The following is a 21,736-nucleotide window of genomic DNA, read 5'->3' as shown; positions in this document are numbered from 1 at the left end:
GTGTTTGACTCATTCTTCAAAACCTTGCTAATACCGGCCACTCAACCCTTGAGGGTGTCGAGATCTTCCGCATTGATACTGGACTTGTTACGGAACAGCAGCACCAGGATGGCCAGGCCAATCGCCGATTCCGCAGCCGCAACCGTCAGGATGAAGAACACAAACACTTGGCCATGCATATCGCCCAGATAGTGCGAGAAGGCCACAAAGTTGGTGTTGACTGCCAGCAGCATGAGTTCGATACACATCAGCAGGACGATCAGGTTCTTCCGGTTCAGAAAGATCCCGATCACCGAGATGGCGAACAACATCGCTCCCAGCGTCAGAAAATGCCCGAGTGTGAGCGTCATTTTTTCTCCTCCACGGCCTCTGGCGCAGACTCAGCAACTGGCGCGGGCTTGGTCGCTTCCATCTTCACGATGGTCAGACGATCCTCTGCACGCACACGTACCTGAACGGCTGCGTTGATGGCTTTATTGATGTCGTTGCGCTTGCGCAGCGTCAGCGCAATGGCTGTGATCATCGCAACCAGCAGCAGGACTGCTGCGATTTCGACGGGGTACAGGTACTCGGTGTACAGCAGACGACCCAGAGCCTGTGTGTTGGAGTAAGGCAGAACATCACCCTGGCTGTTGAGCAGTGCTGCAACAGGCTTGGCCTCGTCCACGGTGCCAAAGCCAGCCATCAGCACCAGTGCCATTTCCAGCGCAACCAGTGCGCCGATGAAGGCGGCCACAGGGAAATGCTTCCAGAAGCCCTGACGCACGCGGTCGATGCGGATGTCCAGCATCATCACCACGAACATAAACAGCACCATCACCGCGCCCAGATAGACCACTACCAGGGCAATGCCCAGGAATTCAGCCTTGAGCAACAACCAGATGCCTGCCGCCTGCGAGAACGCAAGAATCAGATTCAGCACGGCATGCACAGGATTGCGCGCCGTGATGACTCGGAAGGCAGCAAACAGCATCACCGCCGAGAAGAGATAGAAGAAACCAGTTTTGGCGTCCATGATTCGAATCTTTCTGGATCAGGAGCCGCTTTAGCGGTACTTGGCATCGGCTGCCTTGGCAGCAGCGATGTCGGCTTCATAACGGTCACCCACAGCCAGCAACATGTCCTTGGTGAAGTACAGGTCGCCACGTTTTTCGCCGTGGTATTCAAAGATCTGCGTTTCCACGATCGAGTCGACCGGGCAGCTCTCTTCGCAGAAACCGCAAAAGATGCACTTGGTCAGGTCGATGTCGTAACGCGTGGTGCGACGCGAACCGTCGTCACGCACCGCAGACTCAATCGTGATCGCCATGGCAGGGCACACGGCTTCGCACAGCTTGCAGGCAATGCAGCGCTCTTCACCGTTTTCATAACGACGCAGTGCGTGCAGGCCACGGAAGCGTGGCGACAGAGGTGTCTTCTCTTCAGGGAACTGGATGGTCACACGGGGTGACAAAGCCTTGCGGCCCGTCAGAGCCATGCCCTTGAACAGTTCCCAGAGCATGAAGCTCTTGAAGAAATCCTTGATGGAGAAAGGTGTAGCAGCAACAGCAGCCATTGGTGTCCCCGCTTAATTCCAAATATTCCAAGGCGAGTGCAGCCATGCACCCACGATGACCAGCCACACCAGCGTGACAGGGATAAAGATCTTCCAGCCCAGACGCATGATCTGGTCATAACGGAAGCGAGGGAATGTGGCGCGGATCCAGATAAACAGACTCACCACAATTGCCGTCTTCAGCGCCAGCCAGATCCAGCCGGGGATGAAGGACAACGCTTCTACAGGAGGCAGCCAGCCGCCCAGGAACATGATCACCGTCAGGATGGAGACCAGCCACATGCAGGCATATTCCGCCAGGAAGAAGATCGCAAAGCCCATGCCCGAGTACTCGACCATGTGACCAGCCACAATTTCAGACTCGCCTTCCACCACGTCAAAGGGGTGACGGTTGGTTTCAGCCACACCGGAAATCATGTAGACGAAGAAGATTGGCAGCAGGGGCAGCCAGTTCCAGGACAGGAAGCTCAGGCCCATGTCGGCAAAAGTACCCTGCCCTTGGCTCATCACGATCTGCGACAGGTTCATGCTGCCTGTCACCATGATCACGATCAGGAAACAGAAGCCCATGGCGATTTCATAGCTCACCATCTGTGCCGAAGCACGCAGCGCACCCAGAAAGGCGTACTTGGAGTTCGATGCCCAGCCCGCAATGATCACACCATACACCTCGATGGAGGTAATGGCCATCACCAGCAGCAGGCCTGCATTCACATTGGCCAGCGCGACGTCTGGGCCAAAGGGAATCACTGCCCAGGCAGCCAGCGCAGGCATGATGGACATCACAGGGCCTACATAGAACAGGCCCTTGGAGGCCACGGTGGGCATGATCAGTTCTTTGGTCAGCAGCTTCAAGCCGTCAGCGATAGGCTGCAGCAGACCCCAGGGACCCACACGGTTAGGGCCGGGACGCACCTGCATCCAGCCCAGGAACTTGCGCTCCCACAGTGTCAGATAGGCAATGGCCAGCATCAGCGGAACAACGACCGCCACAATGCCGAGCAAAATCCAGATAACTGGCCAGGCTGCGTCAGTCCACCAGGTGGCATCCACCAGGCCGGCGCCTGCAATCTTGAGTTCGTCAATCATGCGGCACCTCCCACTTGTGCCTGGCGTGCATCCGCTGTCAGTTGCAGCGATGGCGCACGACGGACAATGCTGTCCAGTTGATAGATGCTTGCAACCACGGGCTCAGCCACTGGGCCTGCTGGCACCTGAACGGCGGTTTTTGTGGCATTGCTCAGAACCTGTGCGGGCACTTGTGTAGTGTCTGCACCGATGGCGGTACGCAGCACGTCCTGCGACGATTCATAGTCCACACCCTGGACACCCAGCAGGTTGGCCAGCACACGTAGCACCTTCCATGCAGGACGGGTTTCGCCCAGAGGCTTAACCACAGCGTGAAAGCTCTGCACGCGACCTTCGGCATTCACAAAGCTGCCAGAGGTTTCCGTGAAAGGAGCAATGGGCAGCAGCACGTCGCTGATGTCCAGATTGGTCTTGAATGGGCTGAGCGTCACCACCATTTCGGACTTGTTCAGCCCCTGCAGTGCCTGCTGACCCGCAGCGCTATCCAGCGCTGGTTCATTGTTCAGCAAGATGGTGGCCTTCAGACCCCCTGCGATCATCTGCGCCGCATGCAAGCCATTGGCCTGAGGCTGCGCCTTGACCCACTGTGCACCCACCGTGTTGGCAGCTTCCGTCAGATAACCCACGGTAGCGCCTGTCTGCTCGCCAATCCAGTTAGCCAGTGCCAGCAGCTCAGCGGCATGGGCGTGGTGAGCTGCTGCATTGCCCAGCAAGATCGCCTTGCGCTCACCAGCGATCAGCGCCTGTGCAATCGCATCAGCTTCAACATTGGCCTGACCCGCCACGGGTGCCTGCACGCCCTTGGCCTGTGCCACAGCAGCAGCCACATCGGCCAGTGCCTGCGCCCAGTCCTGTGCAGCAACCACCGAGGCTGTCACAGGCATGGCCCAGTCATAGACCTTGGCATTTAGTGCAAACACCTGGCAACCCTTCTTGGTGGCCTGGCGAATGCGCTGTGCGAACAGCGGATGGTCCTTGCGCAGGTTAGAGCCTACCACCAGCGCCGCTTGCAGATCCGACAGTGCAGCGATCGAAGTGCCTAGCCAGCGCACGCCTTCGGCTGCATTGAACTGAGCATGGCGCAGACGCCAGTCGATGTTGTCACTGCCAATACCACGCAGCAGCTGGCCGGTCAGGAACAACTCCTCCAGCGTGCTGTGCGGGCTGACCAGCGCACCAATGCTTTGAGCACCGTGCTGGTCCTTGATCTGTTTCAGACCATTGGCTACATATTCGAGCGCTGTCTGCCAATCCACAGCCTTCCACGCGCCACCCTGCTTGATCATGGGCTGTGTCAGACGGTCTTCGCCGTTGAGCGCTTCATAAGAGAAACGGTCACGGTCGGCAATCCAGCATTCATTGACAGCTTCGTTCTCGAAAGGAACGACACGCATCACCTTGTGGTTCTTCACCTGCACGATCAGGTTGGCACCTGTGGAGTCATGGGGTGATACCGACTTGCGACGCGACAGCTCCCAGGTACGGGCGCTGTAACGGAAAGGCTTGCTGGTCAGTGCACCCACGGGGCACAGGTCAATCATGTTGCCGGACAGTTCCGAATCCACGGTATCGCCAGCCACAGTAGTGATCTCAGAGTGCTCACCACGGTTTACCATGCCCAGCTCCATGACGCCAGCGATTTCCTGGCCGAAGCGCACGCAGCGGGTGCAATGGATGCAGCGGCTCATCTCTTCCATGGAGATCAGCGGACCGACGTCCTTGTGGGGCACCACACGCTTTTCTTCTTCGTAGCGCGAACCTGTACCGCCGTAACCGACGGCCAGGTCTTGCAGCTGGCACTCACCGCCCTGATCGCAGATGGGGCAATCCAGGGGGTGGTTAATCAGCAGGAACTCCATCACCGATTGCTGCGCCTTGATGGCTTTCTCGCTCTTGGTACGAACGATCATGCCTTGCGTCACAGGCGTGGCGCATGCAGGCAAAGGCTTGGGCGCCTTTTCCACATCAACCAGGCACATGCGGCAGTTGGCAGCAATGGACAGCTTCTTGTGGTAGCAAAAGTGCGGAATGTAGGTGCCAGCCTTCTCAGCAGCATGCATGACCATGCTGCCGGGAGCGACCTCCACCTTCTTGCCGTCTAGTTCAATTTCAACCATATGTCTCTCGCCTCTCGCGATCAGGCAGCAGTGGAGCCAGACTTGGCAGCCGCGGCAATCTTGGCTTCAAATTCGTGGCGGAAATGCTTGATCATGGCGCGCACCGGCATGGCCGCTGCATCGCCCAGCGCACAAATGGTGCGCCCCATGATGTTGACGGACACGGAGTCCAGCAACTCGATATCTTCCGGACGGCCCTCACCTTCGTGGATGCGCTTGACCACACGCCACAACCAGCCTGTACCTTCACGGCATGGCGTGCACTGGCCACAGGACTCGTGCGAATAGAAGTAGGACAGGCGCAGCAGGCTTTCCACCATGTCACGCGAGTCGTCCATCACAATCACAGCGCCAGAACCCAGCATGGAACCTGCCTTGGAGATGGAGTCATAGTCCATCGTGCATTCCATGATGATGTCGGCAGGCAGCACTGGGGAAGACGAACCACCAGGAATCACAGCCTTGAGCTTGCGACCCGTGCGTACACCACCAGCCAGCTCCAGCAGCTTGCTGAAAGGCGTACCCAGTGGCACTTCATAGTTACCGGGCAGGTTCACATCACCGCTGACAGAGAAAATCTTGGTGCCGCCGTTGTTGGGCTTGCCGCACTCCAGATAGGCCTGACCACCGTTGCGGATGATCCATGGCACTGCCGCGAAAGTCTCGGTGTTGTTGATGGTCGTGGGCTTGCCATACAGACCAAAGCTGGCGGGGAATGGCGGCTTGAAGCGGGGCTGTCCCTTCTTGCCTTCCAGCGATTCCAGCAATGCGGTTTCTTCACCGCAGATGTAGGCGCCAAAACCATGGTGGGCATGCAGCTGGAAGCTGAAGTCAGAGCCCAGAATGTTGTTGCCCAGATAACCTGCGGCACGCGCCTCTTCCAGCGCAGCTTCAAAGCGTTCGTAGGCCTGGAAGATTTCGCCGTGGATGTAGTTATAGCCCACGGAGATACCCATCGCGTACGCGGCAATGATCATGCCTTCGATCACGATGTGGGGGTTGTGCATCAGGATCTCACGGTCCTTGCAAGTGCCTGGTTCACCCTCGTCAGAGTTGCAAACCAGATACTTCTGACCGGGGAACTGACGTGGCATGAAGCTCCACTTCAGGCCAGTGGGGAAGCCCGCACCACCACGGCCACGCAGGCCAGATTCCTTCACGGTGGCAATGACTTCATCCTGCGTCATGCCATTGCCGCCGTCCTTGCCCAGCAGCTTCTTCAGCGCCTGATAACCACCACGCGCTTCGTAGTCCTTAATGGACCAGTTGCTGCCATCCAGACCTTCGTAGATCTGAGGGTTGATGTGGCGACCGTGAAAGCAGGTCTCGTTGCCCGAAGCAACGAACTTAGCCAACACAGCATTGGCAGCAGGATTGTTCAAAATCGTGCTCATGCCTTACCCTCCGCAGCCTTGAGGCCATCGACGAGCGCGTCCAGCTTTTCGTTGCTCATGAAGCTGCACATGCAGCGATCGTTCACCAGCATCACTGGGGCATCCGCACAAGCACCCAGGCACTCAGACTGCTGCAGTGTAAACAGTCCATCAGGCGTGGTTTCCCCCATCTTGATGCCCAGCTTTGCTTCCAGATGGTGCAGTGCGTCGTAGCCATTGCGCAGCTTGCAAGGCAGGTTGGTGCAGACGTTCAACTTGTACTTGCCCACGGGCTTCTGGTTGTACATGTTGTAGAACGTCGTGACTTCGTGGACAGCAATCTCAGGCATGCCCAGCACTTCAGCGATGACTGCCTCGCTCTCAGGACTTACCCAGCCCAGCTCCTGCTGCACGATGGACAGACATGCCATCACTGCAGATTGCTTCTGGTCTTCCGGGTACTTGGCCACTTCGCGCGCAAAACGCGCTTTGGTCGCTTCAGTAATCATCGGTCAATCTCTCCGAACACGATATCCATGGTGCCGATCACTGCCACCACGTCGGACAACATGTGGCCGCTGACCACTTCGTCCATCATTGCCAAGTGCGCAAAACCTGGTGCACGAATCTTCAGGCGATATGGCTTGTTGGCGCCATCACTCACCATGTAGATACCAAACTCGCCCTTGGGGTGCTCCACCGCTGCATAAGCCTCGCCTTCCGGTACACGGAAGCCTTCGGTAAACAGCTTGAAGTGGTGGATCAGCGACTCCATGTTGGACTTCATGTCCTCGCGGGAAGGTGGCGCCACCTTGTGGTTTTCCGTGATGACGGGGCCGGGGTTGGCACGCAACCATTTCACGCACTGCTTGATGAGTTCATTGGACTGGCGCATTTCAGCCACACGCACCAGGTAGCGGTCATAGCAGTCGCCCGTCTTGCCTACGGGGATGTCGAAATCCAGCTCGTCGTAGACTTCATAGGGCTGCTTCTTGCGCAAGTCCCACGCGATGCCAGAGCCACGCAGCATGGGGCCGGTAAAACCCATGTTCAGTGCACGCTCAGGCGTCACCACGCCAATACCCACCATACGCTGCTTCCAGATACGGTTGTCCGTCAGCAGATGTTCATACTCGTCCACACACTTGGGGAAGCGGTTGGTGAAGTCTTCGATGAAGTCCAGCAGCGAGCCCTGACGGTTGGCATTGAGCTTTTCAATACCCTTGGCATTGCGCACCTTGCTGGCCTTGAACTGGGGCATGGTGTCAGGCAGATCACGATAGACGCCACCGGGACGGAAGTAAGCTGCGTGCATGCGCGCGCCAGAAACGGCTTCGTACATGTCAAACAGGTCTTCACGCTCACGGAAGGTGTACATCAGCACGGTCGATGCGCCACAGTCCATGCCGTTGGAGCCCAGCCACATCAGGTGATTGAGCAGGCGTGTGATTTCGCTGTACATCACACGGATGTACTGCGCACGCTTGGGCACCTCAATGCCCAGCAGCTTTTCGATCGCCAGACAGTAAGCGTGCTCATTGCACATCATGGACACATAGTCCAGGCGGTCCATATAGGGCAGCGATTGGATATAGGTCTTGTGCTCAGCAAGCTTTTCTGTAGCACGGTGCAGCAGTCCCACGTGGGGGTCAGCGCGCTGCACCACTTCACCGTCCAGTTCCAGCACCAGACGCAGCACACCGTGCGCTGCCGGGTGCTGAGGACCAAAGTTGATAGAGTAATTTTTGATTTCAGCCATGATCGTCAACCAGCAGGCTCAAGTGCCTGTCAGTGCAGGCCTCCGTAGTTCTCTTCACGGATGATGCGTGGCGTGTTTTCGCGCGGCTCAATCGTGACAGGTTGATAGACCACGCGACGCTGTTCGGTGTCGTACGCCATTTCGACGTGACCAGACAGCGGGAAGTCCTTGCGGAAAGGATGACCGATAAAGCCGTAATCGGTCAGGATGCGGCGCAGGTCCGTATGCCCTTCGAACACGATGCCAAACAGGTCAAACGCTTCTCGCTCAAACCAGTTGGCGCTGCTCCACAAGTTCATCACGGATGGAACCATGGGGAAGTCATCATCAGCGCAGTAAGTGCGCACGCGGATACGCTGATTCAAGCTGACGGACAGCAGGTGTACCACAACTGCAAAGCGAGAACCCTCGGTTCCCATGTCTTTGTAAGTCGAATAGTCCACACCACACAGATCAATCAGTTGTTCAAACTGACAGCCTGGTGTGTCGCGCAGCTTGCGCATGACTTCAAGGTAATTTGAGGAAGCAACTTCGACAGTTACTTCCCCGAGCTTAATGGTAACGCTGCGGACTTGGTCGCCCAATGCAGCAGCCACCAGATCCCGAAGTGCTTCGGGCTGAATAGCAAAAGCGGACATCCTCTCGGCTCCTTAAACGCGGGCGATGGTGTTCGTGCGGCGAATTTTTTGCTGCAGCTGGATGATGCCGTAGATCAGCGCTTCGGCTGTGGGCGGGCAGCCCGGCACATAAACATCCACTGGAACAATACGGTCGCAGCCGCGCACGACCGAGTAGCTGTAGTGGTAGTAGCCACCACCATTGGCGCACGAGCCCATCGAGAGCACCCAGCGAGGCTCTGACATCTGGTCATACACCTTGCGCAAAGCGGGCGCCATCTTGTTGCACAGCGTACCCGCCACAATCATCAGGTCTGACTGACGGGGCGAGGGACGAAACACTTCCGCTCCGAAACGCGCCAAGTCATAGCGAGCAGCAGCAGCGTGCATCATCTCCACAGCGCAGCACGCCAAACCGAATGTCATTGGCCAGATAGAGCCGGTCTTGGCCCAGTTCACTACGGCGTCATAGCTCGTAGTGACGAAGCCTTCCTTCATCACGCCTTCAATCATCGTGTGTCCTTTTTTGAGGAGTGCGTGTACTTATTCCCAGTTCAGAGCGCCCTTTTTCCATTCGTAGACAAAGCCAACGACAAGGACGGTCAGAAAGATGAGAACAGCGACGAAACCGGTCATGCCTACGTCTTGCAGCGCAACGGCCCAAGGCAGCAGGAAAGCGATTTCCAAGTCAAACAGGATGAAGAGAATGGCGATCAGATAGAAGCGAACGTCGAACTTCATTCGAGCGTCTTCGAAAGCTTCAAAGCCACATTCGTAAGGGGAATTCTTGGCAGCGTCTGGGCGATTGGGACCCAAGATATAGCCAAGTACGAGGGGAACTACTCCCACAGCGATGCCCACCAAGATGAAAAGCAGGACCGGGAGATATTGCTCGAGGTTCATGTGAGGTCGCGTCTTCCGCTTGTTGACCTTGCCCCGACCACTGCCTGATCATGGGCAGGCTGTATTTATGATGGTGCCGTCGGCGAGACTCGAACTCGCACAGCTTTCGCCACTACCCCCTCAAGATAGCGTGTCTACCAATTCCACCACGACGGCTTGAAGTCTCAAAATGCTCAGATCGCATGAGGCGCCCCCTCTAACTGGGCTATAGCTCTCCGAGCAATCCCTGAATTCTAGCCTGAAAATCACCGTACAAAAGTAATTTTCAGGCGTTTGATTCAATTATTTCGAGGGAATCGCATCCGCACCCTTGACAGGCGCTGCAGGCACAGAGTCATCCACCACCGCTGGCTCAGCAGCAGGTGCTGCAGGCACAGTCACTGGCACGCTTTCGAGCACACTACCCGTGCTGGCTGGACGCTGATTACCCAGATATGCCAGCGCCAGTGTCGACACCAGAAATACCGTTGCCAAAACCGCTGTACTGCGGGACAAAAAGTTGGCACTGCCACTGGCGCCAAACAGGCTGCCCGAAGCGCCACTGCCAAACGCAGCGCCCATGTCCGCACCTTTACCGTGCTGCATCAAGATCAGACCAATCATGGCCAGTGCCGACAGGATCTGCACCGCCAAAATCAATGTCGCAAACGCGCTCATTCCTACTCCTTCGTTAAAACTCAGGCAACAGCCATCAGTTGGCCGCCGCAATGATCTGCAAAAAGTCTGCCGCCTTCAGCGAAGCGCCACCCACCAGACCGCCATCGATATCAGGCTGCGCCAGCAGCTGTGCAGCATTCGCCGCATTCATGCTGCCGCCATAGAGCAACGGCACGCGCGCCGCATGCTCTGTTGCAGCCGCCAGCTGAGCACGCAGTACTGCATGCACAGCCTGTGCCTGCTCAGGCGTTGCCGTCTTGCCGGTACCAATGGCCCACACAGGCTCATAGGCCACAACGACTTCGCTGATGCAATGGCCCAGCTGCTGAATCACAGCTGCCAGCTGGCGCTTGACGACTTCTTCAGTCTTGCCAGCTTCGCGCTCTTCCAGAGTCTCACCCACACAAACAATGGGAGTGATGCCCTTGGCCAATGCAGCCTGCGCCTTGGCCGCCACCACAGCGTCTGTTTCACCATGGTACTGACGTCGCTCGGAGTGCCCGACCAAGGTGTAACGCACACCAAACTCTTTGAGCATGTCTGCAGACACTTCACCGGTGTATGCACCCTTTTCATGCTGCGACACATCCTGTGCAGCCAGCGCAATGGACGAACCCTGCACCAGCGCCTGCACCTGCGACAGATACAGTGAAGGAACAGCTACTCCGACACCGCAGGTCAGCGCAGCAGGCATACCCTGCACCAGCGCAGACAGCAACTCTGCATTGGCTTGCAGGCTGCCATTCATCTTCCAGTTGCCAACAATCAGTTTTTTCTTCATGGGGTCACAACATCATCAAGACAGATGGATCTCATACCGTGATGCAGCAGGCTTATCTAGTTACGCAAAAAGGATTTAAGCCAAATATGGCTTAAACCCTTGTGTCGCAAGCGATAAAAGCTCACATCTCGATAGCAGCACCACTATTCAGTGGTGCCGCCACAAAGCTTACGCTTTATTACTGCTGAGGCTGCTCGCCAGCCTCAGGTGCTGCGCGGTGTTCACCACGAGGCTGACGCTCGGCACGCTCTGCAGGTGCAGGACGCTCCAGCAGCGCCTTCATGGACAGCTTCACGCGACCCTTGTCGTCAGTTTCCAGCACCTTGACCTTCACAACCTGACCCTCCTTCAGGTAGTCGGTCACCTTCTCTACGCGCTCGTGGGCGATCTGGCTGATGTGCAGCAGACCATCCTTGCCGGGCAGCAGGTTCACCAGTGCGCCGAAGTCCAGAATCTTGACGATAGGGCCTTCATAGATCTTGCCGATTTCCACTTCAGCCGTGATCTCTTCGATGCGCTTCTTGGCAGCCTCCGCCTTGTCGCCGTCGGTTGCAGCGATGGTGATGGTGCCGTCTTCCTCGATGTTGATCTGGGTACCGGTTTCTTCGGTCAGCGCACGGATAGTGGCACCACCCTTGCCGATCACATCACGGATCTTCTCGGGGTTGATCTTCATGGTGAACAGCTTGGGCGCGAAGGAAGAGATTTCCGCCTTGGCTTCACCCATGGCTTCCTGCATCTTGCCCAGGATGTGCATGCGCGCTTCCTTGGCCTGAGCCAGTGCCACTTGCATGATTTCCTTGGTGATACCCTGGATCTTGATGTCCATCTGCAGGGCGGTAATACCGTTGGTCGTACCGGCCACCTTGAAGTCCATGTCGCCCAGGTGATCCTCGTCACCCAGAATGTCGGTCAGCACGGCAAAGCGGTTGTCTTCCTTGATCAGGCCCATGGCGATACCCGCCACGTGCGCCTTCATGGGTACACCAGCATCCATCAGCGACAGGCAGCCGCCGCACACCGAAGCCATGGACGAAGAACCGTTGGATTCCGTGATTTCCGACACCACGCGAACGGTGTAAGGGAATTCGTCCTTGGAAGGCAGACAAGCCACCAGTGCGCGCTTGGCCAGACGACCGTGACCGATTTCGCGGCGCTTGGTCGAACCCATGCGACCGACTTCACCGGTTGCAAAAGGAGGCATGTTGTAGTGGAAGATGAAGGAATCATCAAACTCACCCGCCAACGCGTCGATCTTCTGTGCATCACGCTCTGTACCCAGCGTGGTCACAACCAGCGCCTGGGTTTCGCCGCGTGTAAACAGGGCCGAACCGTGGGTGCGAGGCAGCACGGAAGTACGGATTTCGATGGGGCGCACAGTACGTGTGTCACGGCCGTCGATACGGGGCTCACCTGCCAGAATCTGCGAGCGCACGATGCGTGCTTCGATGTCAAACAGCATGCCTTCGACCTTGACAGCGTCGAACTCCACGCCTTGCGCGGTCAGCGCATCCTTGACCTTGGCATAGGCCTCGCGGCAGGCTTGCGTACGCACTTGCTTGTTACGCTGCTGATAGGCTGCGCGCAGCAGCTCTTCACCCAGCTCGGTCACCTTGGCGATCAGCGCCTCATCCTTGGCTGGAGGCGTCCAATCCCAAGCGGGCTTGCCGCCTTCACGCACCAGATCATGGATGGCGTCAATTGCAATCTTGCCTTGCTCGTGGCCATAGACCACAGCACCCAGCATCACTTCTTCAGGCAGTTGCTGCGCTTCGGATTCCACCATCAGCACAGCGGTTTCAGTACCTGCCACCACCAGATCCATCAGCGAATCCTTGCGCTGCGTCTGACCGGGGTTCAGCACGTATTCGCCATTGATGTAACCCACGCGGGCAGCACCAATAGGACCATTGAAAGGAATGCCAGACACAGCCAGCGCTGCGGAAGTGGCAATCATGGCGGCGATGTCGGCATCCACTTCAGGGTTCAACGAGATGGTGTGGATCACCACGTGCACATCGTTGTAGAAACCTTCGGGGAACAGAGGACGGATAGGACGGTCGATCAGACGCGAAGTCAGCGTTTCCAGCTCCGAGGGCTTGGCTTCACGCTTGAAGAAGCTGCCGGGGATCTTGCCGGCTGCGTAGGTCTTCTCGATATAGTCCACGGTCAGAGGGAAGAAATCCTGACCAGCCTTGGCCTGCTTGGAGCCCACCACGGTAGCCAGTACCACGGTGTCGTCCATATTCACCAGCACAGCACCGGAAGCCTGGCGTGCAATTTCGCCCGTTTCCATGGTGACCGTGTGCTGACCCCACTTGAAAGTCTTGGTGACCTTGTTGAACATCGTCATGTGTTTACTCCTGTTTATATAGCTGGATACGCTCATCCAGCCTTGATTTGGAGGCAAAACAGAACACGATGCCATTCCAGAAGCGCGCTAGCAGCTATCAAAACAAGAGCCAACACGTTATTGGAATGACACAGCTTCGCTCTGTTTGCCTGTTCCAAAGTAAAAAACGCCTGAGCTAGGCAATCTAACTCAGGCGTTCCGATCTTGCACTGTGCTTACTTACGCAGGCCCAGCTTGGCGATCAGCGCTGTGTAACGCTCTGCGTCCTTAGCCTTCAGGTAGTCCAGCAGCTTGCGACGACGGCTCACCATACGCAGCAGGCCACGACGACCGTGGTGGTCCTTGGCGTGTTGCTTGAAGTGGGGAGTCAGTTCGTTGATGCGAGCAGTCAGCAGAGCCACTTGCACTTCTGGGCTACCAGTGTCGTTTTCGGAACGAGCATTGGCCTTGACAACTTCAGCCTTCTTATCGGCAGCGATCATTTTGATTTCCTTCATTAGCAGCCGGCTTCTTCAAGCCAGCCTTGGTTACTTGCGCCACGGGCTGGAAGGGCTCGCAGCGTGCGTCTTGCACCATGCAAAACCTGACTATTGTACCTGATGCGCCTATTGACCAGAAAACTGTGGCGCATCCCTGTCTGCAGATGGCTAGGGCGTGTTCACGTAAAGCTTGGGAATTCGCGTTGAAGGCTTGGGGATGGGATGCTAGGCGCGGTGGCGCAGCAATGCCGAGCGCCTTGCAAGCCGCCGCAACAACGCAGACCGCCCCAAGCCTTCAACCCCATTTGTGATCTCCATCATCAGGGGCAGCGAACCCAATGTTGATGTGAACACGCCCTAGAGCAAGGTCAATACCCGCACCAGATGACCATGCCATGCTTGCCACTCATCCCCTACAACGGTCACGCTGGTCAGACATACCAACAAAGACCTACTGCTCTTTGCTAACTTCTCCTACATGCCTCATTGCCTACCAACCATCAAGAAAACGAACCGCCTGCGCCAGACAGGCCTGACTTTGGTTGAGCTCATGACCACCCTCGCCGTACTGGCTGTGCTCGCCGCTATTGCAGCACCCAGCTTTACATCACTGTTTGAGCGCTGGCGTACCAGCCAGGCCATCTCAGCCTTTGAGTCGACCCTGGCTTTTGCACGCTCGGAAGCCATTCGCCGCGGAGGAGGCATCTCCATCATTCGAAGCACTACGCAAGATTGTGGCGGCCAGGCCAGCAACGCATGGCAATGTGGCTGGACTGTCAGTCTGGACAGCAATGCCGACGGAACCGCTGACGCCAACACCGCGCCACTGCAAATCGTAGAAGCACTGCGAAGCACCACAGCTACAGCTTCCGAAAATGCAGGATTTATTGCAGTGGACCGCTGGGGTGCTCTGAGACTGAACAACACATCCACCAACTTTAGCCTGCAGGTCATGCCCAAAGGCAAGAACATCAGCCAGGGCAGCACGCTGTGCATCTACCCCGGTGGCCGTTTGCAACAGACCAAAGGCTCCTCAAGCTGCTGATCGCCACCGCCAGTCCATTTCCGGAACAAAACGGTAACCACATTTGCTATAGAAGAGGCTTGGACATGCAACTTTTCTTAGTCATGACAACTGCTTACACACACCAGCAGGGCGGCTTGACTTTGGTTGAAGCACTCACTGCCCTGGCCATTCTCTCCATCTTGGCGGCCATCGCCCTCCCCCAGTTCCGCGAACTCCATGAGCGCTGGCAGGTCACGCAAGCCGTACGTGCGATGGAGTCTTCACTGATGCTCGCACGCTCCGAAGCCATCAGACGTGGCGGCGGCATTGGCATGCGCAAGTTCGGTAACGAACCTGGTGACTGTCAAAACGCCGGCACCAATCAAGAGTGGGGGTGTGGGTGGTTTATCTATGAGGACGTGAATGGCAATGGGTCATGGAATAAAACCCAAGACCGCATATTGCATGAGTTGCGACTGACAGGCTCAGTCAACGTAATCCACAACTCAGGCGGAGTCAATATCAAATTTGACCGCTATGGCAAGGCCAGCGGTTTGAATGCCAAAGGATTTAAATTTCTCCCAGAGCGCACAGGAACTCAGTCTTCCTACGCACAAACTCTCTGCATGAGTTCTGGGGGAAGAATTCGAATCATTAAAGACTATAGTGATTGCAAAAAATGAAAATTCGCAACTTATATCAGCAAGGCATCACTCTGCTAGAGTCACTTATTGCCATAATTGTCATCGCATTAGGAGTTCTTGGGATTTTAGGAATACAAATGCGTACACTGAACAACACCCAAAATAGCTTGTATCGAACCCAAGCCATCAGACTCATTGACGACTTAAGCGAAAGAATTGCAGCAAACCCCAATGCATTATTAAATATAGAAAAATATATAACTACAAACTGGGGTAATAACCAAGAATTCTCACAAAACTGCAAAACCGAAAAATGTAGCAATGAAAATCTCGCAAAATATGATTTACTCCAATGGAGAAATAGTGTTAAAAACTCCCTACCACTTGGAGATGCCAGAACTTTTATCTCTGATGACGAGGCCAGCGTAGCAGACAATAAAAGACAACTTGGCGTAATGATCGCATGGCGAATGAATGAAAACAATAATAGCCAAGAATACCTTGAACCACTGAATGCCGCCACTGGTAGTGGCAACACAGTCAGCTGCCCAGATAATCACACCTGCCATTTGCAGTACATACCTCTTCTTGCAAGATGTGCTCCATATTACGCATCCAATACCACTAAAGTTTTTTGCCCAGGCTCATGACTTATCAGACATCAAAAAACTACCCTGCGCCACAGAATCAAAGAGGCTTATCCCTTATTGAACTTCTCGTTGGCATAGCGATTAGTTTATTAATCATTGCCGTCGCTTTGGGCGCCATTGTTGCCTCACGCAGCATTACTGGCAGCGTTGATGACAGCGGCCAACTACAACAGCAAGCCTCGCACATTTTTCGCGTAATGGGAAAGCAATTAAGGCAAGCCGGCTCCCTCAAACTCAGCCTTTCTACACAAGGAAATGAGGACGATGCTGACATCAATGATCCCGTGGCTTTTGAAATAGCCACCGCCGACTTCAACCCCAAAACAGATACTATCAGTGGAATAGAAAAGCCTAAAGACAATCAATTCAAATTAACCACCGCCTATAGCAACTACAGAGAGCTGATTTACAGCTCCAATAACAAAGAGTCTTTACAACGTGATTGCCTCGGTGAAAATGGCACAGATACAGTCATCAGAAATCGTTTCACCTTGAGAGACAGCAATCTTGTATGCGCTGGCGTTAACAACAACGTCCCTCAACCCATTGCAAACAATGTTGCTGAATTTGAAGTACTCTATCTGATTCAATCATCTGCAGCAGCCGGTTCGCCACAGCTTCAATATGCCAATGCAAATAATGTCGGTGTAAGCAATTGGCACAATGTGTATGCCGTCGAAGTTTGCATAGTCTTATATGGCAATGAAATAATCAACCTTCCCAAAGACAGCAATTACACGAACTGCCAGGGACAAAACGTAGATATGAGTACATTGACAGGCAATCGCGCACGCAGGATGCATAAAGTTTTTCGAAATGTATTTCAACTGCGTAGCCAAGGATTAATTGGTACCCTATAAAGCCATTTTTCATAAATATGCTTAAACACCACTCAAGTCAACCCACCCTCCCCAAGCAACATGGGGCCACATTGTATGTGGTGATTGTATTGGTGATGTTATCGATGCTTCTGGCACTTTGGGCTTCGCGTACATCTATATTTGGAGAAATGATAGTAGGCAATGATGCTGACTATCAACGCGCCTTTGAAGCAGCACAAGCATTATTGCAGGATGCAGAACTAGATATTCGTCGTGAAAATTCCAATGGATCGATTTGCACCTCCGACGGCAGCAATCCTTACTTATGTAGAAAAGGAATTGCACCATATGGTATGCCCAGCGAGGAACAAGATGTTACGCTCCTACTCGCAAATTTGGAAAGCATTAGCAGTGGCCCTCAATGCCGTCATGCCGTCTGTGCAAAACGTGTTGGAAAACAGGATTTTTGGAACAATACAGATGAAAGCAAGGGCATTACGTTAGCGCAAATGGAAAACGCCGGTGTTCCTAGTGATGCTTCAAAGCCGCCGATTGGAGCACGTTATGGCCAATACACAGGAGCTACTATCGGCGCCACCAGCAACCCCATATTGGCATATCGTGGAGATGACCCTTTACGAGGAGGCTGGTACTGGATCGAGATCATGCGTTACGACTCACAGACTGCAAGCTCATCCAATTTAATTGCCACAGAAACTGGAATGTCTTCGACCCAATACCTTCCATTGCAGCTTGATATCAATATCGTTTATCGTATTACAGCTGTCGCACATGGCATAAAACCCAATACACAGGTAGTTCTGCAACAGACCTACGCACGAAATCGACTTAAAGATTAGATCTATTTACTTGCATTATTTTATTACTGAATTCAATAATTTAGTATAAGGAGCTTGTTATGCACAGCACCCACTCTCTTTTCCACAAGCATTCCATCGCTTTAGCCGCCGTCGCTGCGCTCACCTCTACCGGCGCATTAGCACTTGATCTTGCCCAATCTCCACCAGGTAAATTAAACCCCTATGTTGCACCCAACGTCATTATCACTATTGATGACTCCGGAAGCATGGATTATGCCATAGCATTGGCAACAAATGGGAATCCTCGGCCCGGCAGCTTTAAAACCGGCCCAGGATATACAGAACCAAACCCCGATGGAACATGGAAATCAAACGCAAGACGTATTAGTGTGCTGAAATATACTGTAAAAAAGGTATTTAACAATAAAACTTTACTACCCAACCATGGTGAGGGCAGATCAATTCGTTTTGCATGGCAAGCAATGCATAATAATGGGAAATCTGATGGGGCCAATACTGTAGATCGTACCGATTTTAAAAAAAATTCGATGCGATACTTAGATGAAGCACATAGAGAAAATTTTTTAGACTTTATTGATAAATTATCTGCTAATGGTGGAACACCAACGCATAAAGTTATGGCACAAGCTCACCATTACATGAGCAAAAGTGCGGCACATTTTAACGATAAAAAATACAGTCCTTGGGCATATAGACCAGGAGAACAAGCGGAGCCATTTTTAGGATGTCGCAGAAGTTATCATATTTTAATGTCTGATGGTGGCTGGCAAACCAATCCAGCACAGAATCAAAAGCCAGGAAATGCAGATGGCGGTGCCTCTTTTGAGTTACCAGATGGCACAATCTACAACAAGGTCAAACCATATGCAGACAACCATAGCGACATGGTTGCTGACTGGGCATTTAAGAGCTGGGCAACCAATCTTCAGCCAGACTTATATGACAAAAATGACAAAACAAAACAAATTTCTCTGACCAGCGAATATCGAAAAGCACCTCCAAAAGAAAACTTTGGCAAAGATGCCATTTTAGAAAAATACTGGAATCCTCGTTACGACCCAGCAAATTGGCCGCATTTATCAACTTACACGATTGGTTTCAGCAAGGCTGCAACCACATGGTCCGGTGAACCCAACATTAAAAGACCACCAGATACACATATTGTTCCATTTAGTTATGATGCAGGCTACAATGGTAGTTTGCCAGACTTCATTAATGGAAATATTTCATGGCCGTGGTTAAACAAATATACAGAATCAATTTTAAATCCACTAGATTTATGGCACTCAGCCCTAAATGGCCGAGGTCGCTTTTATGCGGTGGAAAAGGCAGAAGATCTTGAAAAAGCTTTTGTTGATATTATTGGTGCCATCAATGCAGAAAATGAATCCAGCGTAGGTTCATTAGCAGCCAATGGTTTCTCCAATTATGACAAAGATGTCAACACCTACAGCACTTTCTACGATCCCAAAGAAATGTGGAAAGGCTATATCAAGAGCTCAAAATTAACAAAGGACAATACATATGAAGATGCTTGGGGTGGAAAAACTACAGCAGATTTTCTAGATGAGCTTGTATCGCATGAAAGCCGAAATATATTGACTTGGAATGATGACACACAAAAAGGCAGTGCATTCCAATGGGGCGATATAGGAACCTTACAACAAGCAGACCTTAATAAAAAATCTAACGGATCTACAGATAGCCAAGGAAGCGATAGGCTACTTTATATCCGAGGTGATCGTTCAAAGGAAGCATCCAAGAACAGCACTATCGGCTTCCGCAATCGAACCAGCCGACAGGGCGACATCATTAACTCCAATGTCTGGTATGTGGGAACACCGGTCAGCAACTACTCGCTGCCTGGATACACCAAATTTGTGCGAGAAAATACGGTAGATCAAAGACCTCCAATGATTTATGTAGGAGGCAATGATGGCATGCTTCACGGCTTCGCAGCAAATGATGGCACGGAAAAAATTGCGTACGTCCCAAGGGCTGTTTACCCCAATCTAGCCAGATTAACATGGCCAAGCTTTGACGATAACCATCGATATTTCGTTGATGGCTCCCCCATGACGGGGGATATCAATATCGGAACATCTGAGACACCCAACTGGCGTACCATGCTGCTTGGTACACTTGGTGCAGGCGGGAAAGGGTATTTCGTTTTAGATGTTACAGATCCCAGTTCCTTTAAGGAAAATAATTCTAAAGATATTGTTGTCATGGATAAATCCATGCATGCAAACGAGTCTATAAACTGCCAAGGGAAAGCATGCCTGGATATTGACAAAGCGGATATTGGTCATATTTTTTCCACACCCACTCTAGATGACACCAACCCGTTGCGAGCCACACAAATCAGCCTTTTGAATAATGGCAGATGGGCCGCAATTATGGGCAATGGATACAATAGCAAAAATGAACGCCCAGTCTTATTAATTCAATATCTTGACGGCAATAAGGAACTTCTGCGTATCCCTGCCACTGATACCACTCTCACCGCATGTACCGCAGAGGAAAAGGCGAAAAATCATGAAAATCCATGCCATAACGTCACAGAAAATGGACTTTCAGCACCACGACTGGTAGACATTAATGGCGATGGCAAACCTGATTTCGTATATGCAGGTGACCTCAAAGGAAATATCTGGAAATTCGAAATAGGTGAAAAAGATGCAAGCAAATGGGGGGTTGCCTTTGACGGAAAACCTCTTTATACCGCTTTAGGAGGTACTCCTGGATCTCCTGATACTCGCACAATCCGTCAACCGATTACTGCAGCACCCAGCGTAAAGGCCAACGATCGCAGTTATATCGTAGGGAGTGGATCCTCAGCTACCACAAAGATGGTGGGAGGCATGATGATCGCATTTGGAACAGGGGAAAATATCACCACCGTAGACCCAGAGAATACGGATGTACAGACTATATACTCAGTGCTCGACAACACAAGATATGTCATCAAACATGATGCAAGCACCAAAACAAATTATGTAGTCAGCCATAATGGTAATAGCGCCTTATCCATTCCAGCTCCAGAACCAGCAGGAATTGGCGTCAGCAAACTTGCAAAAAAACAAATCAATTCAACCGAATATAAAGGCGAAAGCTCAAGCAAAGACTTTGTTTTCTGGAAAATGGCTGACACAACAAAAGTTGATTGGTCGACTCAAAAAGGATGGTATATGGACCTTCCTCAAACAGGTGAACGTTTGCTCAAAAACATCACCCCCTACGATGGCAGCAATATTTTGGCAATTTATTCACAAGTTCCTGCCAAAGGATCACGCACGAAAAGTGATGCCGAGAGCTGCGAGCAGACTGCTGTTGATGAAGAGCGTCAATATTTGACCCTTATTAATATCATGGATGGAGAGCGCCCAAGCGTTCAGCTTCTCGATCAAAATGGCGATGGATCTTACGATTTAGCTTTAGACAACTATGTATCTCGCGCACAAGTAGCAAAGGGAGGACATATTCAAGTCACCGGAAAAAATAAAGTTACCGATATTGGCAATGGTGAGACTACCAATGGTGGGACGCTTGAATTGGCACGCATGCCTGAACAATCCATGCGTCCCAGCTGGCGTCAGCTGCAATAAGATGGTTCTACGATGAAAAGCAAACTACACCACTCATCCAGAGGCTTTACGCTGATAGAACTCATGATTGTTGTCGCAGTCATCGGCATCCTTGGCGCTATTGCTTATCCCAGCTATACCGAATATGTCATGCGCGGCCATCGTACAGATGCCCGTATGGGGCTGCTGCAAGCACAGCAATGGCTGGAGCGTGCAGCAACAGCAACCGGGCTTTATCCCACCACCCTGCCAGCTTCGCTCACCTGGGCGGACGACAGCAGCAAGCGCTACGTCATTAGTTTTGCCAACGACAACACCAATGCCGCATTTACGCTGACGGCAACGCCCAAGCCAAACAGCCCTCAAACCAAGGACAAATGTGGCACGCTAACTCTTACTCACACGGGACAACGAGACATAAAAGACCAGCCCTCAGGCAGCACCATGACCGCCGCTGACTGCTGGAACCGCTAAGCTGTCCCAAATAGAGCCGCCTGCGTTAC

The 21,736-nt window shown here is 53.0% G+C and carries 22 protein-coding genes and 1 tRNA gene; 7 read left to right on the top strand and 16 right to left on the bottom strand.

Features of this window, described 5'->3' with window-relative positions; all coding sequences use genetic code 11:
- Positions 1-41 precede the first annotated feature (41 nt).
- The 16 genes from nuoK to rpsO all read right to left on the bottom strand — a co-directional run bounded on the left by nuoK (position 42) and on the right by rpsO (position 13,686).
- Positions 42-350 carry an NADH-quinone oxidoreductase subunit NuoK gene (nuoK, locus tag F7P80_RS08775; protein ID WP_042418761.1) on the bottom strand — a complete coding sequence of 103 codons (309 nt, stop codon included), beginning with the start codon at positions 348-350 and terminating at the stop codon, positions 42-44.
- Positions 347-1,015: an NADH-quinone oxidoreductase subunit J gene (locus tag F7P80_RS08770; protein ID WP_054066766.1), complete on the bottom strand. Its 669-nt coding sequence runs from the start codon at positions 1,013-1,015 to the stop codon at positions 347-349. The genes nuoK and F7P80_RS08770 overlap by 4 nt, the downstream gene beginning before the upstream one ends.
- 30 nt (positions 1,016-1,045) lie before the next feature.
- The gene (nuoI, locus tag F7P80_RS08765; RefSeq protein WP_054066767.1) at positions 1,046-1,555 is read right to left on the bottom strand and encodes an NADH-quinone oxidoreductase subunit NuoI; all 510 of its coding nucleotides are present in this window, start codon (positions 1,553-1,555) and stop codon (positions 1,046-1,048) included.
- A 12-nt stretch (positions 1,556-1,567) separates the two neighbouring features.
- Entirely contained in the window at positions 1,568-2,644 is a 1,077-nt protein-coding gene (gene nuoH / locus F7P80_RS08760) for an NADH-quinone oxidoreductase subunit NuoH (protein ID WP_058880134.1), read from the bottom strand.
- Positions 2,641-4,761 carry an NADH-quinone oxidoreductase subunit NuoG gene (gene nuoG, locus F7P80_RS08755; protein WP_151044063.1) on the bottom strand — a complete coding sequence of 707 codons (2,121 nt, stop codon included), beginning with the start codon at positions 4,759-4,761 and terminating at the stop codon, positions 2,641-2,643. The genes nuoH and nuoG overlap by 4 nt, the downstream gene beginning before the upstream one ends.
- A 20-nt stretch (positions 4,762-4,781) precedes the next feature.
- On the bottom strand, positions 4,782-6,155 hold the full coding sequence (nuoF, locus tag F7P80_RS08750; protein ID WP_054066770.1) for an NADH-quinone oxidoreductase subunit NuoF: 1,374 nt from the start codon (positions 6,153-6,155) through the stop codon (positions 4,782-4,784).
- A complete protein-coding gene (nuoE, locus tag F7P80_RS08745) occupies positions 6,152-6,643 on the bottom strand; it encodes an NADH-quinone oxidoreductase subunit NuoE (protein ID WP_054066771.1) in 492 nt (163 codons plus the stop codon). Before nuoE ends, nuoF begins: the two co-directional genes overlap by 4 nt.
- Positions 6,640-7,893: an NADH-quinone oxidoreductase subunit D gene (locus F7P80_RS08740; protein ID WP_054066772.1), complete on the bottom strand. Its 1,254-nt coding sequence runs from the start codon at positions 7,891-7,893 to the stop codon at positions 6,640-6,642. The genes nuoE and F7P80_RS08740 overlap by 4 nt, the downstream gene beginning before the upstream one ends.
- A gap of 29 nt (positions 7,894-7,922) precedes the next feature.
- Positions 7,923-8,531: an NADH-quinone oxidoreductase subunit C gene (locus tag F7P80_RS08735; protein WP_054066773.1), complete on the bottom strand. Its 609-nt coding sequence runs from the start codon at positions 8,529-8,531 to the stop codon at positions 7,923-7,925.
- 12 nt (positions 8,532-8,543) lie between these two features.
- Positions 8,544-9,023, bottom strand: a complete 480-nt coding sequence (locus F7P80_RS08730) for a NuoB/complex I 20 kDa subunit family protein (RefSeq protein ID WP_042418791.1) — start codon at positions 9,021-9,023, stop codon at positions 8,544-8,546.
- A gap of 30 nt (positions 9,024-9,053) precedes the next feature.
- Positions 9,054-9,413: an NADH-quinone oxidoreductase subunit A gene (locus tag F7P80_RS08725; protein ID WP_077345199.1), complete on the bottom strand. Its 360-nt coding sequence runs from the start codon at positions 9,411-9,413 to the stop codon at positions 9,054-9,056.
- 71 nt (positions 9,414-9,484) lie between these two features.
- Positions 9,485-9,569: transfer RNA gene (locus F7P80_RS08720), tRNA-Leu, on the bottom strand.
- A 126-nt stretch (positions 9,570-9,695) separates the two neighbouring features.
- Complete coding sequence (gene secG, locus F7P80_RS08715; RefSeq protein WP_058880132.1) at positions 9,696-10,070, bottom strand: preprotein translocase subunit SecG; 375 nt, start codon at positions 10,068-10,070, stop codon at positions 9,696-9,698.
- Between the two features lie 34 nt (positions 10,071-10,104).
- Positions 10,105-10,851, bottom strand: a complete 747-nt coding sequence (tpiA, locus tag F7P80_RS08710; RefSeq protein WP_054066776.1) for a triose-phosphate isomerase — start codon at positions 10,849-10,851, stop codon at positions 10,105-10,107.
- A gap of 178 nt (positions 10,852-11,029) precedes the next feature.
- Positions 11,030-13,204, bottom strand: coding sequence for a polyribonucleotide nucleotidyltransferase (gene pnp, locus F7P80_RS08705; protein ID WP_151044060.1), 2,175 nt, complete (start codon positions 13,202-13,204; stop codon positions 11,030-11,032).
- A 215-nt stretch (positions 13,205-13,419) separates the two neighbouring features.
- Positions 13,420-13,686, bottom strand: a complete 267-nt coding sequence (gene rpsO / locus F7P80_RS08700; protein ID WP_054066814.1) for a 30S ribosomal protein S15 — start codon at positions 13,684-13,686, stop codon at positions 13,420-13,422.
- A gap of 475 nt (positions 13,687-14,161) precedes the next feature.
- Here rpsO and F7P80_RS08695 point away from each other — a divergent pair, with 475 nt between their 5' ends.
- From F7P80_RS08695 to F7P80_RS08665, 7 genes are all read left to right on the top strand, one after another.
- Positions 14,162-14,728, top strand: a complete 567-nt coding sequence (locus F7P80_RS08695; protein WP_151044057.1) for a GspH/FimT family pseudopilin — start codon at positions 14,162-14,164, stop codon at positions 14,726-14,728.
- A 65-nt stretch (positions 14,729-14,793) separates the two neighbouring features.
- Positions 14,794-15,372, top strand: coding sequence for a GspH/FimT family pseudopilin (locus F7P80_RS08690; RefSeq protein WP_151044053.1), 579 nt, complete (start codon positions 14,794-14,796; stop codon positions 15,370-15,372).
- Entirely contained in the window at positions 15,369-15,983 is a 615-nt protein-coding gene (pilV, locus tag F7P80_RS08685; protein ID WP_151044050.1) for a type IV pilus modification protein PilV, read from the top strand. The genes F7P80_RS08690 and pilV overlap by 4 nt, the downstream gene beginning before the upstream one ends.
- The gene (locus F7P80_RS08680; RefSeq protein ID WP_151044048.1) at positions 15,980-16,843 is read left to right on the top strand and encodes a PilW family protein; all 864 of its coding nucleotides are present in this window, start codon (positions 15,980-15,982) and stop codon (positions 16,841-16,843) included. Before pilV ends, F7P80_RS08680 begins: the two co-directional genes overlap by 4 nt.
- Positions 16,844-16,860: 17 nt before the next feature.
- Entirely contained in the window at positions 16,861-17,664 is an 804-nt protein-coding gene (locus F7P80_RS08675) for a pilus assembly PilX family protein (protein WP_249041416.1), read from the top strand.
- 59 nt (positions 17,665-17,723) lie between these two features.
- On the top strand, positions 17,724-21,254 hold the full coding sequence (locus F7P80_RS08670) for a pilus assembly protein (protein ID WP_151044045.1): 3,531 nt from the start codon (positions 17,724-17,726) through the stop codon (positions 21,252-21,254).
- 12 nt (positions 21,255-21,266) lie between these two features.
- Positions 21,267-21,707 (top strand): type IV pilin protein, encoded by a 441-nt coding sequence (locus F7P80_RS08665; protein WP_151044042.1) that lies wholly within the window; start codon positions 21,267-21,269, stop codon positions 21,705-21,707.
- Positions 21,708-21,736 lie beyond the last annotated feature (29 nt).

Origin of the sequence: Comamonas kerstersii (genome assembly GCF_008801935.1) — a bacterium.
In the GTDB taxonomy this organism is placed as follows: Bacteria; Pseudomonadota; Gammaproteobacteria; order Burkholderiales; family Burkholderiaceae_C; genus Comamonas; species Comamonas kerstersii.
This window is presented reverse-complemented; position numbering and strand designations above follow the sequence as displayed.